General features: G+C 67.0%; 10 protein-coding genes, 1 pseudogene and 1 riboswitch. Of the genes and pseudogenes, 3 read left to right on the plus strand and 8 right to left on the minus strand.

Annotated features, from left to right (window positions below; translation table 11 throughout):
* Nucleotides 1-38: 38 nt before the first annotated feature.
* Entirely contained in the window at nucleotides 39-1,007 is a 969-nt protein-coding gene (locus OOJ91_RS32445) for a hypothetical protein (protein WP_266251096.1), read from the minus strand.
* Nucleotides 1,008-1,221: 214 nt separating this feature from the next.
* A riboswitch (ZMP/ZTP riboswitch) is annotated at nucleotides 1,222-1,303 on the plus strand.
* Between the two features lie 14 nt (nucleotides 1,304-1,317).
* Here OOJ91_RS32445 and OOJ91_RS32450 point away from each other — a divergent pair.
* Nucleotides 1,318-2,217: a bifunctional 5,10-methylenetetrahydrofolate dehydrogenase/5,10-methenyltetrahydrofolate cyclohydrolase gene (locus OOJ91_RS32450; RefSeq protein ID WP_266251098.1), complete on the plus strand. Its 900-nt coding sequence runs from the start codon at nucleotides 1,318-1,320 to the stop codon at nucleotides 2,215-2,217.
* A gap of 121 nt (nucleotides 2,218-2,338) precedes the next feature.
* Here the strand turns inward: OOJ91_RS32450 and OOJ91_RS32455 are convergent, their stop codons facing one another.
* Both OOJ91_RS32455 and OOJ91_RS32460 read right to left on the minus strand, forming a co-directional pair.
* The gene (locus tag OOJ91_RS32455) at nucleotides 2,339-2,557 is read right to left on the minus strand and encodes a hypothetical protein (protein ID WP_266251100.1); all 219 of its coding nucleotides are present in this window, start codon (nucleotides 2,555-2,557) and stop codon (nucleotides 2,339-2,341) included.
* Nucleotides 2,554-2,742 (minus strand): hypothetical protein, encoded by a 189-nt coding sequence (locus OOJ91_RS32460; RefSeq protein WP_266251102.1) that lies wholly within the window; start codon nucleotides 2,740-2,742, stop codon nucleotides 2,554-2,556. The genes OOJ91_RS32455 and OOJ91_RS32460 overlap by 4 nt, the downstream gene beginning before the upstream one ends.
* A gap of 578 nt (nucleotides 2,743-3,320) precedes the next feature.
* Between OOJ91_RS32460 and OOJ91_RS32465 the strand changes: the two genes are divergently transcribed.
* Entirely contained in the window at nucleotides 3,321-4,496 is a 1,176-nt protein-coding gene (locus OOJ91_RS32465) for a Shedu anti-phage system protein SduA domain-containing protein (RefSeq protein ID WP_266251103.1), read from the plus strand.
* Nucleotides 4,497-4,707: 211 nt separating this feature from the next.
* Here OOJ91_RS32465 and OOJ91_RS32470 read toward each other — a convergent pair whose 3' ends face one another.
* The 3 genes from OOJ91_RS32470 to OOJ91_RS32480 all read right to left on the minus strand — a co-directional run bounded on the left by OOJ91_RS32470 (nucleotide 4,708) and on the right by OOJ91_RS32480 (nucleotide 9,580).
* A complete protein-coding gene (locus OOJ91_RS32470; protein WP_266251104.1) occupies nucleotides 4,708-6,861 on the minus strand; it encodes a hypothetical protein in 2,154 nt (717 codons plus the stop codon).
* A gap of 82 nt (nucleotides 6,862-6,943) precedes the next feature.
* Entirely contained in the window at nucleotides 6,944-8,929 is a 1,986-nt protein-coding gene (locus tag OOJ91_RS32475) for a hypothetical protein (protein WP_266251106.1), read from the minus strand.
* 3 nt (nucleotides 8,930-8,932) lie between these two features.
* Nucleotides 8,933-9,580, minus strand: coding sequence for a hypothetical protein (locus OOJ91_RS32480; RefSeq protein ID WP_266251108.1), 648 nt, complete (start codon nucleotides 9,578-9,580; stop codon nucleotides 8,933-8,935).
* Nucleotides 9,581-10,392: 812 nt separating this feature from the next.
* On the opposite strand from OOJ91_RS32480, the pseudogene OOJ91_RS32485 reads away from it, so the two are divergent.
* Nucleotides 10,393-10,785: pseudogene (locus tag OOJ91_RS32485) on the plus strand (bifunctional 5,10-methylenetetrahydrofolate dehydrogenase/5,10-methenyltetrahydrofolate cyclohydrolase); the annotation flags it as partial.
* Nucleotides 10,786-10,847: 62 nt separating this feature from the next.
* Here the strand turns inward: OOJ91_RS32485 and OOJ91_RS32490 are convergent.
* Together OOJ91_RS32490 and nrdR are read right to left on the minus strand one after the other, a co-directional pair.
* Nucleotides 10,848-13,754 carry a vitamin B12-dependent ribonucleotide reductase gene (locus OOJ91_RS32490; protein ID WP_266251110.1) on the minus strand — a complete coding sequence of 969 codons (2,907 nt, stop codon included), beginning with the start codon at nucleotides 13,752-13,754 and terminating at the stop codon, nucleotides 10,848-10,850.
* Nucleotides 13,755-13,786: 32 nt separating this feature from the next.
* Nucleotides 13,787-14,287 carry a transcriptional regulator NrdR gene (nrdR, locus tag OOJ91_RS32495; protein WP_007456845.1) on the minus strand — a complete coding sequence of 167 codons (501 nt, stop codon included), beginning with the start codon at nucleotides 14,285-14,287 and terminating at the stop codon, nucleotides 13,787-13,789.
* Between the last annotated feature and the right edge of the window lie 282 nt (nucleotides 14,288-14,569).

Genomic DNA, 14,569 nt, shown 5'->3' on the forward strand with positions numbered 1-14,569 from the left:
CCCTGCCCGCCCCGGTGCCATCGGCGGCCTTCATCTCCCTAACTCCGGGCCCGGGCAACGGACAGGACGGTGGCCAGCAGGGCGAGACCCACGACGATGCTCAGGGTGTGCTGGAGGATGGCCACGGCGGGATACTCGACGGCCACGTAACCCGCCGGCCGGATGATGGTCATCGGCAGCTTCCAGCCGCCCCACGCGAACAGCGAGCCCGACGCGGCGAACGCGAGCGTCAGCGGTACCCAGCGCGGCAGCCGACCGGGGCGACGACGGTCGAGCGCCCAGACGCTCCACCCGCCGATCAGCGCCCACAACCCCGCGTTGCCGTTCAGCAGGCGGTCGTTGAGGTCACCGCCACCGGCGCGGTGCGCGGGCTCGATGCCCAGCGTCCCGCCCCACGCCCAGGACAGCCAGAGCAGACCCAGCGCGACGGTCACCCCCGCCGCCGGCAACACGAACCACGACGCGCGGGGCGGCCGATCTCCCAGCCGGCCCAGAAAGGCGGCCGGCCATCGTTGCCGCAGGTAGATCGGCAGAGCGACGGCCAGTCCCGCCGCCATGCCCAGGAAGCCGACGCCGATGAGGAAACCCTCCCAGGCCGGCGCCTGCCCGCCACCGTCGACGGACCCGCCACCACCCAGCGCCGCGAGAACACCGCTGATCACCAGGTACGGAAGCATCGGCACCAGGAAGCCGCCGCCCACCCAGGCGAAGAAGATGAGCGGTCGCGCGGGAATCCGCCTGCCCCAGTCCTGGGCCAGCGCCAGCCCGACGGTGACCCCGATCGCGGACATCCCGACGGTGACCGCGTTGAGCACCACCCAGGCGGCGGTTCCCATGTCGTCCGGCCCGCTCCCGATCAGCGCGACAGCGATCCAGATGACCTTGACGAGCAGGTACAGGGACATGGCCAGCGCGGCCGAGTAGCCGGCGACCTTGCGGGCGGCGCTCCACCGCGCGCCGATGTCCCGCTCGGGCGGCACTGTCGCCATGTCCACCGGCACCTCCATCGCTGGTCCCGCCCTTCCGCCACTACGCCCGATCCGGCTCCGGCTCCGGCTCCGGCAAGCCTCTCCCGGGTGCCGGCCGTCGGGATCCCGCCGTGGTGGGAACTTCCTGCCGCCTCGTCCCCCGGCCGCGGGAACCGCTCACGCCGCGAGCGTGGGCAGGTGATCCCCGCCGCGCGTCCCCTGCTGGGCGACCGCCTCGGCGATGGGGCATCATCGAACCACCGGCGACTGGCGGCACGGGGATGGTGGAACCATCGGGGAGCCTCTCGCGGACGTCGACCGCCTGGGCGCCCGCGTCGAGGGGCCCCTCATGTCCACGACAAGCGAATTCGCACAGACGCGCACCACACCCGGCGAGGCTCGACTCCTGCCGGGCGCACCCGTCGCCGACGCCATCTTCACCGAGGTCGCCGCGGCGGTCGCGCGCCTACGAGACCGCGGGATCACACCGAGCCTCGCCACCATCCTGGTGGGCGACGACGACGCCAGCGCCGGCTACATCGGCATCAAGCAGCGTCAGGCGGCCGAGCTCGGCTTCGACTCCCCGCACGTGCATCTGCCGGCCACCGCCACCCAGGCCGATCTGCACCGGGCCATCGCCCGGTTCAACAGCGATCCGGCCGTGCACGGACTGCTCGTGCAGTACCCCGTTCCGGGGCACCTGGACTACGACGCGGCGTTGCAGACCATCGACCCGGACAAGGACGTCGACGGCATGCATCCGCTGAACATGGGGCGTCTCGCCGTCGGCCTGCCCGGCCCGCTGCCCTGCACCCCCGCCGGCATCGAGGCCCTCCTGGCGCACTACGAGATCCCCGTCGCCGGCCGTGAGGTAGTCATCCTCGGTCGCGGCGCCACCCTGGGCCGGCCCCTGGCGATGCTGCTCGCCCAGAAGCGCCCGACGGCCAACGCCGCCGTCACAGTCGTGCACACCGGGGTTCCCGACTGGGCCCGGTACACCCGCCGCGCCGACATCCTCGTCGCCGCCGCCGGCGTACCCGGGATCGTCCAGCCCGAGCACGTCAAGCCGGGCGCCGTCGTCATCGGCGCCGGCGTCCGCTACGCCGGGCGGCGCCTCCTGCCCGACGTGGACGAGGCGTGCGCCGAGGTCGCCGGCGCCATCACTCCCCGGGTCGGCGGGGTCGGCCCGACGACTGTGGCGATGCTGTTCCGCAACGCCGTACGCGCCGCCGAACGGGCGACCCGGTAGACCCGCTCCCCGCCGTCGACAAGATCACTTGATGCTGAGCAGTCAGCGCGAATCGCCCAGATCTGCTGAGCATCAAGTGATCGAGCCGACTTCCTGCGCTCGTCACCCCGCCGGACGAGGTTTACCGGACCCAGCCCAGGAAACGCCGGTGCAGCAGCCAGGCGGGCACCCAGGTCAGGTCCTCCGCGGCCCAGACCAGGTAGGACCCCATGTAGAAGGCCAACGACACAGGTGCACCCTCGAACTCGGCACGCAGTTCGATGCGCCGGGCCCGGCAGGGCCAAGGCGCGTCGCAGCCACCGCAGGTCCACACCGGAAGGACAGGGCCGTGCGTAGTCACTCCAGCTCCTCCCCCGGCCAGAAGCCTCGGCGGATCGGGATGCGATGCCGGACGTGGCACGGTAGATCCGCCCCACACCTGCAGATCCGCCGCCACCGCCGCCACGACCAGACCGGCTGGTGCCGCCGCGCCAGAGTCAGCGCCACCGCCAGCAGGTAGTCGTCGTACGGCACACGCTTCGGCACCTGACCTCCCGACGGATCTGTCCCGCCGTCGCCTGGCGTGAACTACTCCACCACACATCACCGCACGCTGTCTTGTCAATCTGTAAGTAGCGATCGTCAAGTTTGAGTTGCGCCTACCTTCAGGCCGTGAAGCGACCGCGCTTGTACGGGCCTGGCGAGTTGGCAGCCCTGTTCAACGTGTCGCGGCAGCGGGTACTTCAGATCACCCGCCGTCCCGGCTTCCCTGAGCCGATGGCCCGCCTGATCGGGACGACTATCTGGGATGCGGACGAGGTAGACGAGTGGGCCAAGCACAACCGCCCACCACGCCCAACCGAGGGCGACGAAGACCACTGATCCGGCACCTCGAAGCGCACCCGCTCTGCCCGGCAGCCAAACCCCTGTCTTCGATGGCGAGCCCGAGCGGGGACCAAGCCCGTGTCGTATTCCCTTCGAGCAGTTGACGCCGTCCGGGCAAGCTCTCCATACCGTCAACCGGCCCGGGTCGGTCTTCCGGTTCAGCTACGGCGAACGACCCCGCTTCCTAGGCGCACTCGGGCACGGCCTCCTGCACCCAAAGGGTCGTGTCATACCCTTGGGTGACGCTCTCCGACATGCCTAAACCTCGCCCGCGTGTCCGATCCGACTTTGCCCTGCGTCTGCTGCTCCAGAAGATCGTCGATTATGGCCTTTCCGACCACATCCGCAACCTCGTCGAGGACGCGCAGCGGCACATGGGATACCGCAGTCCCTATCGCGGCGGCAGGACGCTTACCGATCTGCTGCGTCAGGCTCACGCCGGAGCCCGCTCCGAAGGCGACCAAGACGCCGCCGAGCGGTTGGAGGACGCCCTCTCGTATGCGACCAACGTGATGCTCGCCCCGGACTTGGAGATCAAGTATCAGCTGCTCGGCGGTGCCCGTGGCCGACACGCGAACGCACTGACCACCTTCGTGTCGATATCCGCGACATTCGTCGCCGACCAGGTTCGCACGTTCCTCGACGAACACCCCCAGGCGACCCGCAACGAGCTCGTGGCATATCTCGACGAAATGAAGCGCCTAGTCATCACGGACGTGGCCGGGTCAGCTGGGGTCTTCGAAGTCAGTCGCAGCACGAACGAGCAGGCAACCTGGATGACGGAGGTACTGCTCGACCGCTTGCACACTGGCGATTCAGGCGTCGGTGTCCCGCCAATCGCTGAGGCTTCGGCAGAAGAGATCGCCGACGTGGTGTTGCTGCGAGCACGGCGCCAAGCGCTTCGCGAACTCGATGCCGTCGTCCTCAACCGGCACAGCAGTGAGCGCGACCTGCAGCGAGCGCTGGAGAAGAATCTCTGGATATTCGGCGGGACGCAGCTGGCGGACAGGCTCGGGCCACGGCGAATCAGTCGCAGCATCGAGTTGGACATGACGCTGCTCCGGCCGGACGGCACCGTGCACGTGGTCGAGTTGAAGCGGGCCGCCGTTCCGCTGCTCACCCATCAGCGGGGCCGTTGGGTGCCGACCAACGAGGTACATCGGGCGGTAGCGCAGGCGATGAACTACCTCGTGGTCCTGGACGAGGACCGGGCGCGGCTCGCCGAGCAGGGCATCGACGTACGGCGGGCCTCAGCGGCGGTGATCATTGGGCATCCGCAGTTCGAGGAGGAGGCGAGCGAGAACGAGGTGGACGCGGCGCTACGCGTCTACAACAGCCATCTGTCCCGGGTCGAGGTGGTCACCTATAAACAGGTGGTGAATCGGGCCGATCGGGTCTTGCGGTTGGTGGAATGAGTGGCAGGTCCGCGTGGATAATGACCGACTTTGGCCCGGACGGCAGTAACCAGAGCTCGTCATCGGGGGTTCCTGGTCGCGATCGACCGGGCGCGGCTAGACGGCGTTTTCATCGACATGTCTGCCCTTCCCCGACGCCCGCAGCGTCGCGGGACTTGTCCATGATGCCTTCGCACTTCTCAGGTCGGTCCCGGTATGATCGGCTGCCAGGTCAATGGACCCCGGACGGGCTGGTCTGGTTGCCTGGAACCTCAAGCATCACGACATGGCGTTCGACCAGGCCGTCCTGCACCTGCACAACGGTGTGCGACACGAGCTCAGTCAGGTGCATGGAAGGGCTCTTGTCTTTCGGAGCTTTCAAGCGGAGCACCACGAGAAATCCGATCCGCACGTCAGAGGCCTGGTAGCTGACCGTCTGCTTGATGTACGCGGCCTTGCCAGCCACCGGTACTGCAGTCCCATCCGCCTTCAGCTCCAGATAAAGGTGGAAGCCCGGAAAGGAGATCTGAATATCGGTGCGGCCTGCGCCGACCTCATGTACTTCCACGTTCGTGGAGCTCGCCAACTGTCCTTGGGATAACCAGTCGTACAGGTCGGTGTGCAAGTCTTGCTCGTTGGCATCCGGCTTGAACAGATACGCCTTGGTCGACTGCTGAGTGTTCAGTCGTCGCGCCACGAACTTGATGAGCTGATCAAGAACAACGCTTACGGCAGTCGCGACGTCGCCGGTGAAGTCTTCACAGGCGGCGAGCTCAGCGAGCATCCGCTTGCGGATACCGGTGACTGTAACGTCTGGGTCGCGGTCCGAAGCGGCTTGGCGGTCGGCGATGTCGGCGGCCAGTGCCGCGAGCTCCACCGGATTGCCGCTAGTTAGGACTGCGGCGAGGGAGGCGTGGGGCCCAAACAGCTCGGCCAGCAGGGGCGGAATGTCCGCCGCCTGCTGCAGCGGTTTTCCCGGCGGCTCCCCGGTGTGGAGCAATCTCGCGCGTGCGTTCTCAAGGACCGCTTCAGATGTCATCAGCCGTGCCTGCAGCTCCGACGCATCGTTGCCAACCCCCAGAGCTTCGGTGACCCGGCGGCGCAGTCGCTCGGTATGGTCGCTGAGGTGCCGCAACAGTCCGGCTCGGGCGGCGAAGCCATTGGCAACAGCTGGCCGCAGAATCTGTAGCACCGTTTCTACGCCATGGGCGTTGCGGGTGACGTCGTAAGACCGGGACGCGGAGTAGATGGTGAGGACGTCGTCGAGCACCACGGCAGCGTCGTACAGGCTGTCGCGGCTGAGTTGATCACGAAGCCAGGCGAGGTCGTTGGCGAGTTTGCTCCAACCCTCAAGGATGGCAAGCTTGCGATCACCGCTCCAGTGATTGAGCCCGTACGCGCCAATGGCGAACTCGTGCGCTTGCCGTACGGCCTGCTCCGCGTCTGCGACTGCGGCTTTCCAGGTTGCGGCGTCTTGTGGTGCCGCTGAGCCCTCTAGCGATTGCAGCAGCTCTTGGAGCAGACGCAGCGCGGAGCGCAGCATCTTCGCATCGTCGCGGTCGTCGAGCGCCGTGACAAGTTCCAGCGCCTCCAGTGCGGCGGTGAGCCGCTCGAGCATTTGGGTGGCCTGGGTGCTGCGCAATGCTCGGGCGATTTCTACATTTGCCTTCGTCCACATGGCGTCGGCCGCGATGTCGCGGTGGTATTCGTCGTTACGGGCGAGGACATCAGCGGCCGGCGGTGTCGTGTACGTCGGCGGCTTCTCTCCTGTGAGGATGTCGATGACGTCGGCAACCTCGTCGTCAGCAGTCCAGTGGTCGAAGGCCAAACCGACTGTCCTGACGACCGCTTGAGCGTAACGACGCGGCTGCGGCTCGGCGACGTCCTCTAGGACCCCCAGGAGCTTGTTCTTCGAGGCGTGCCCCTGCACGGCCAACCGCGCAAGGGCCTCCAACGCGACGGCATGACGGATGACGGCGGCCAGAGGGGGGTCATCACCGTCGGTGCGTGGGGGGGCAGCGAGGGTGAGGCACGTCGCCGCGACCTTGGCGCCGACCATGCCGGCGAGGGCCGTTTCGGTGCAAATGGTGTTGATGTTTTGGGTGAACTGCAACGGGTCGCTGCTTCCCAGCACCGCATCTGTTAGGGCTAGTGCAGCGGGCCGGATTTGCGCAAGATTCGCGCCCGTTGCAGCAGCGCGGGCAGCATCACGGGCTAGCAGGGAGACTGCTGCGGTCAGGAGCGGTTCGTCAACGAGGGTCGGTGCGAGCACCTCGACGGCGTCCCAGCCACCAATCCGGTCAACCAGGTCCTCTGGAGGTGGCCCGCCGCTGAGGCTTCGCAGGAGCTCAGCGCCAGTGAAAGCTGGATCGAGCGGATGCGGCACGGCTCCTCCTCTTGATCCAGGTCGGGTCCTGTGGTTGCACAGCTCTGCCTATCAGGGCGATGCAGGTGTCCGACGTTAAGTGTCACCACACGAAGTTGCTACCGGTAGCGACCAAGAGGTTCTGTGGACCGATGACTTCACTCAGTATCCGACCGTGTCTAGTGGCCACGATGATCTGCAGGTCAGTCTTCTGGGCAACAGTAGCCATGGCCTCGAGCATTGTCCGCAGGTCGGCCTCGGGGATCTCCTCCGCAGCAGGAGAATCGACGAACAGCAGGCCTGGGTGCCGGCCGACTCCGTCGCTGTGCCCGATCTCGATCAGTGCGATTGCAGCAGCGAGCTTGATCCGCAGCTTCTCTCCGTTGGTCAGCCCGCTGTAGCCCGTGACGGCACCGCCCTTCTCCACGTCCATGTTGCCGTTGCCCTTGAGGGTCACCGCGGTGATGTTGGTGGACCCGAACTCGCGGGCGAGGCGGGCGATCGCGAGCGAAACGGCTTCCAGAAGAGGGCCCTGATCCTCCTTGACCCACTTCTTCGTCAGCCTCGAGGCGACCTCAAGAACAAGATGCCTTTCGTCGTCGACCGGCGACGACGGCTCCGGACGCATCGCCTCCCGCAATGCTCCCAGGGCGCTCTCTGCGCGGGCCAGGTCGATCTCGGCCTCTAGTCGAGCACGAGCGGCGCCGAGGCGACCGCGGCCTCGCTGCGCCGCGTTCTCCGCATCGAGCCGAGACCGGTCAGCCTCACGGAGCTCACCCTCGAGCCGGCTGATATCTACATCGGCTTCCGCGATGGCCGCCTGGAGTGCTTCTAAGGGGTCAACCGGCTCCTCAACCTCGTTGTCCACAACGGCCGCAGCCGACGCCTCGTCGAGGTCTGCCAAGATCGTGAATTCGTTCTTGCACATCGAGCACTCGTGGGCCGTCACCTCGGCCTCGTACCTCGCCGCCGTCACTTCCGCCGCGCACCGGGGACATGCTTTCGGCGCCATCCCATTGAACAATCGGCGCGCTACGGCGTCCTCCTCTGCCGCCTGCCGACGCATCTGCTCGGTACGTAACTGCTCTTCAGCCCCTGAGAGCGCGGTACGGGCCACCATGAGCCTCATTGACAGTTCATGTGCCTGCTGCGCACGCGCGGAGGCAACCGACGCGAGCGCGAAGACTGCATCCACGTCAGGCTGCGTCGGGTCGAACACCTCCAATGCCGCCTCTGCCTCCCTCAGGCGGGTTTCGGCCTGCCTCAGAGCTGACGTGGTCACCGAAGCCGCTGCCCGGCGTTTCTCGATGAGGACTTCGCGCTCGTAATCAGCCGCCTTAAACGCGGTCGCGACCTGCGCGTCGACCGCCGCCCACCTCGTGCCGACAAACATCTGCAGGATCCGGGTCTTGAGAGTGTTCTCATTGCCCACGATCGGGTCAAGCTTGTCGGCGTGTACGGCCAATGCAGCAGCGTACGACGGCCACGCATGCTCCGTCTCGGTCCCCTTGGAGAACACTGAGATTGCATCGAGGCGTAACCGGTCGAGCATCACCGATCCCATCAACGATTCAAACTCAGCGTGGCCGAAGAAGGATCCCAGGCTGGCATGGCCCGATCGGGTCTTCTGCGTGACGGTCCCCGACGGCATCCCACCGCGTACGTCAAAATCGACGAACAGGGGCACCTCGTCTACATGGAACTCCGCGGAAACATGCTCAACCCACGTCTCAACGTCAGCCTGTAAGTAGCTGCGCCCTGTCAACGCCCATATAGCGAAGTGCAGGACTGACGACTTTCCTCGCAGGTTCGCCTCACTACCTACACCGTTGACGCCGTCTCCGGGCTGCCAGTCCAGCTTGATGGGTGCCGTCTTCATCTCCGCAGGCGGCGTTTCCTCCGTCGGTCTTTCCGAGTACAGCTTCTCCCCCGTGACCCATACCCGGCGGACACGAAGCCGAGCGGGGACACCACGGGACGCAGTCGAGGAGACACCGGCGTCGAGCAGGATCCTCTCGATGCGGGACTGGTCGATCGCCTTTCCTCGGCGCTCAAGGTCCCGAGCGACCGCGTCCCCGAGCTTAGTCATTGCCTATCCTCCTGCTACGGGGGCCAACGATCCGCTGACCGTGGTTCTGAACGCTTCCAGCCGTCCGCGTACGGCAGAGTGGATCGGCGCGATATTTACACCGAGCTTCGTGCGCGCATACTCCGCCTGCTGGTATTGCCGCTTCTTCAGCGTGCTCCCGTTGTCACTGCCCGCCACGAGGGCGACCAGCTTCGCCTGCTCGGTGTACCAGGAAAGCACCCGTTCCTTCGCCAGGTCGGCGGCCGCCACCCGCCCCGCGTGGGTGAGGAAGAACTGGCTGCGCGCTGTCTTTTGCACCCCACCCATCCGCCTGACCAACGCTAGCCCGTATGCGCTGAGCACGGAGAACGCGTCATCGATCGCCTCATAGGCGCCGTGGTGCCATCGCGGCATGGGATACCAGTGCAAGTCTGGCTCCGGATTGTTGAGCAGGTGCTCGACCACGCTCAGGTAGTGTGCCGGTAGATCGTGGTCCTCTACCTTTGTAAGCAGCTCACCAGCGAGGTAGTCCGGGTTCCGTAACCAGAAGTCAAGGGCTTGTAGCCGCAACTCTGCCCGGATGACCGCGATGCCTTCTGGCGGGTCGCCGGTCTTTACCGGCTCGCTACATTCGCTCAGGATTGCTAGAAGCCGGATGGCGTGCTGCATCATGGTTGCCTCAGGGCGAACCCCGAGGCCGCCCACTCCCGGCTGTGTCATACATACCTCCGAACACACGCCTTGTGTCACCCGCCAGCCCTTGCTCTTGCGCAGCAACCGAAGCCCACGAAACTAGCCGTGTACGGGGAACGACAGCGGTTACGACTTCAGATTGAGGAACTGCCGGTCGGCATCATCAGCGACGACGCCGTCTAACTTGTCATGGAGACTGGTGACAGCCGAGTGGCTACCGACCTTCTGAGGATTCACACCTGGCTGGGGAACGTCTTATACGACAAGCCCGGGTGCCCGTACTCGATGCCCATCAATCCCGCAGTACAAGCATCCTCGGCATGCATGTCCACACTATACGGTGACCCTGCGTTTCTGTGTTCCCACCGTTCGTGGTCACCTTCGGGCTATCTAGCCGATTACGTGATGCAGGAGTGATGCTCATCAGCTCTCACGATGCGCTCCGACCGGGGGGAAGGTGCGGCGCCCGCTGGCGAGCCACGCAGACAAGCGCCCTCCGCGAGCAGGCCTCTCGTACGCGTCAGCTATGGCGAGGCAAGAGCACGCACGAGGCAGTGAGGTCCGCCCCTCGTCCTTGGCAGGCGGGTTTGTGTGCACCGTGCCGGCACCTGACGTCTGTCCTGTCGATCATCGGACAGAGCCGGCGGAATGCGTTGGCTAGGGTTTCGCCGTGCGCCGTGGTCAAGATGGTTGAGCAGCTCGGCGTCGCAGAACGGGAACCAACATAGTTGAATCGGTTGTGGGCACAGCTGCCCAGGCTGTAGGACCTGGACAGACTGCAGCTACTTGCGCTTGCCGGCCGTGAGGTAGTCATCCTCGGTCGCGGCGCCACCCTGGGCCGGCCCCTGGCGATGCTGCTCGCCCAGAAGCGCCCGACGGCCAACGCCGCCGTCACAGTCGTGCACACCGGGGTTCCCGACTGGGCCCGCTACACCCGCCGCGCCGACATCCTCGTCGCCGCCGCCGGCGTACCCGGGATCGTCCAGCCCGAGCACGTCAAGCCGGGCGCCGTCGTCATCGCCGCCGGCGTCCGCTACGCCGGGCGGCGCCTCCTGCCCGACGTGGACGAGGCGTGCGCCGAGGTCGCCGGCGCCATCACTCCCCGGGTCGGCGGGGTCGGCCCGACCACCGTGGCGATGCTGTTCCGCAACGCCGTACGCGCCGCCGAACGCGCGACCCGGTAGACGGCGGAAACGGCGCTGCCCCGGCCTCCTGGCGGGAGGCCGGGGCAGCGCTGACGCGTACGTCAGCTGCAGCCGCTGGTGGAGCCGCAGCCCTCGCAGACGTAGCAGCTACCGGCGGGGCGCATCTTCGTACCGCAGGTGAAGCAGAGCGGCGCGTCCGCGGCCTTGCCGATCACGGCCTCCAGCAGTTCGGTGCTGGAACCCACGCTCGGAGCCGGCTTGGCGGCGGCCACGTTGGCCATCTCCTGGGCCGGCTGGGCGACGGCCTCGGTCTTGGCCGGAGCCTCGACCGGCGCCGACGACGCCATCGCGGTGAGTTCCGCGCCGGTGACGGCGGCGGCCTCCGCGTCGGCCTCGGCCCGCAGCTGGGCGGCCCGCTCGCCGGCGGTGAAGATGCCCAGCTCGGCGCGGCGCTCGTAGGGCAGGAAGTCCAGGGCCAGGCGACGGAAGATGTAGTCCATCACCGAGGCCGCCATGCGCACGTCAGGGTCGTCGGTCATGCCGGCCGGCTCGAAGCGCATGTTGGTGAACTTGCTGACGAACGTCTCCAGCGGCACGCCGTACTGCAGGCCGATGCTGATGGCCACCGAGAAGGCGTCCATCACGCCGGCCAGGGTCGAACCCTGCTTGGACATCTTGAGGAACACCTCGCCGAGGCCGTCGTCCGGGTAGGACGACGCGGTCAGGTAACCCTCGGCGCCACCGACGGAGAAGCTGACCGTCTCGGACGGGCGCTTCTTCGGCAGGCGCTTGCGCACCGGCCGGTACTCGATGACCTTCTCCACCGCGGCCGGCGCGGCGGCTGCGGTCTCGACGGCGGCCGGCGTGGTGGCCTTGTTGGACTTGGCCACCGAGAGCGGCTGGCCGACCTTGCAGTTGTCCCGGTAGATCGCCAGCGCCTTGAGGCCGAGCTTCCAGCCCTCGAAGTAGATCTTCTCGACGTCCTCGACGGTGGCCGCCTCCGGCATGTTCACCGTCTTGGAGATGGCGCCGGAGACGAACGGCTGGATGGCCGCCATCATCCGCACGTGACCCATCGGGGCGATCGACCGCTCGCCCATCGCGCAGTCGAAGACCGGGTAGTGCTCCGGCTTGAGGCCCGGGGCGTCGACCACGTGGCCGTGGTCGGCGATGTGCTCGACGATCGCCTCGACCTGCTCCTCGGGGTAGCCGAGGCTGCGCAGGGCGCGCGGCACCGTCTGGTTGACGATCTGCATCGAGCCGCCGCCGACAAGCTTCTTGAACTTGACAAGCGCCAGGTCCGGCTCCACGCCCGTCGTGTCGCAGTCCATCATGAAGCCGATCGTGCCGGTCGGGGCGAGGACGCTCGCCTGCGCGTTGCGCCAACCGAACTTGTCACCGATCTTGTTGCCCTGGGTCCACTGCTTCGTCGCCTCGCGGACGATCGCGGTGGCCACCGGGCTGGTCGGCTTGATCTCGTCGTTGGCCGCGGCGTGCTTGCGCATGACCCGCTTGTGCGGCTCGGCGTTGCGGGCGTAGCCGTCGTACGGGCCGACGACACCTGCCAGCTCGGCCGAGCGGCGGTACGCGGTGCCGGTCATCAGCGACGTGATCGACGCGGCGACCGAGCGGCCCTGGTCCGAGTCGTACGGCAGGCCGGTGGCCATCAGCAGGGCGCCCAGGTTGGCGTAACCGATGCCGAGCTGCCGGTAGGCGCGGGAGGTCTCACCGATCTTGTCGGTCGGGAAGTCCGCGAAGCAGATCGAGATGTCCATCGCGGTGATGACGAACTCGACGGACTTGACGAACTTCTCCACCTCGAAGCCACCGTCGGCGCGGAGGAACTTCATCAGGTTGAGCGAGGCCAGGTTGCACGAGGAGTTGTCCAGGTGCAGGTACTCCGAGCACGGATTCGACGCGGTGATCCGGCCGGTCTCCGGGCAGGTGTGCCAGCCGTTGATGGTGTCGTCGTACTGCAGGCCCGGGTCGGCGCACTCCCAGGCGGCCTGGGCGATGGAACGGAACAGCTTCTTCGCCTCGACCGTCTCGATGGTCGCGCCGTCGAGCCGACCCCGCAGGTCGAAACCGCCGTCGTTCTCCACAGCCGTCATGAACTCGTCGGAGACCCGGACCGAGTTGTTGGCGTTCTGGTACTGCACGCTGACGATGTCGGAGCCGCCGAGGTCCATGTCGAAGCCGGCGTCGCGCAGCGCACGGATCTTGTCTTCCTCGCGCGCCTTGGTGACCACGAACTCCTGGATGTCCGGGTGGTCGACGTCGATGATGACCATCTTGGCCGCCCGGCGGGTCGCGCCGCCGGACTTGATGGTGCCGGCCGAGGCGTCCGCGCCACGCATGAAGCTGACCGGGCCGGAGGCGTTGCCCCCGGAGGAGAGCAGCTCACGGGACGAACGGATCCGGGACAGGTTGACGCCGGAGCCGGAGCCGCCCTTGAAGATCAGCCCCTCCTCCTTGTACCAGTCGAGGATGGAGTCCATCGAGTCGTCGACGGCGAGGATGAAGCAGGCGCTGACCTGCTGCGGCGACGGCGTGCCGACGTTGAACCAGACCGGCGAGTTGAAGCTGAACACCTGGTTCAGGAGCATCCAGGTCAGCTCGTGGGCGAAGACCTCGGCGTCGGCCGGGCTGGCGAAGTAGCCGTACTCCTCACCCGCGGTGCGGTAGGTGGTGACCACCCGGTCGATCAACTGCTTGAGCGACCACTCCCGCTCCGGGGTCCCCACCGCGCCCCGGAAGTACTTGGTGGTCACGATGTTCGCCGCGTTGACGCTCCACGACTCCGGGAACTCCACGCCCCGCTGCTCGAAGTTGATCGAGCCGTCCCGCCAGTTCGTCATCACGACGTCACGGCGCTCCCAGCTGACCTCGTCGTACGGGTGGACCCCCTCCGTCGTCCACACCCGCTCGATCTTCAGCCCCACGCCTGCCTTGTTCCGTGCACGGCTCGTTGTCACGCCGTCGCCCCCCTCGTCTGCGCGGTCACCCACCGCGCGTCCTGATCTCTCGAAAAACAGTGAAGTCAGTTGGTACGGCCGGCGGCCTCAACCGCGTCGGCCCGGCCCTGCTCCCGGGCTCGCGCCACGGCCCGCAACGTCTCGATCTCGCGCTCGAAGTCGGCGAGCGAGTCGAAGGAGCGGTAGACGCTGGCGAACCGCAGGTAGGCGATCTCGTCCAGGTCGCGCAGCGGGCCCAGGATCGCCAGACCCACCTCGTGACTGGGGATCTCGGCGGCCCCCTTGGCCCGGACGGTCTCCTCCACCCGCTGCGCCAGCAGCGCGAGTGAGTCGTCGTCCACCGGCCGGCCCTGGCACGCCTTGCGCACCCCGCCGATGATCTTCGTACGACTGAACGGTTCGGTCACCCCGCTGCGCTTGACGACCGCGAGGACCGCCTCCTCGACCGTGGTGAACCGCTTGCCGCACTCCGGGCAGGAGCGTCGCCGCCGGATGAGTTGGCCGTCGTCGGCCTCCCGCGAGTCGACCACCCGGGAGTCGGCGTGCCGGCAGTACGGACACCGCATCGCCCAACCTCCAAAAGATCATGATCAACCGCGGACGCGACCGGGCGCTCCCGGACACGGCTCGCCACGACGGCGCCACCCTCTGGCGACGGCCGCCGTGATCGACGTTACGGGAGTGCGGTCGGTAGTCGAACCCAACCTGTAGGCAACTTACGCCCGTGTCACTACTACATCTAGGGGTTGACCGTATGTCGCCGGCGAACCCGGGTCAAGTTGGTGGGCGTGTCCGGCGCGTCACGGACCATCCGGTCATCCACGCCCCCCGCTCCACCGCAGAACCAA

Source organism: Micromonospora lupini (assembly GCF_026342015.1).
GTDB lineage: Bacteria > Actinomycetota > Actinomycetes > Mycobacteriales > Micromonosporaceae > Micromonospora > Micromonospora lupini_B.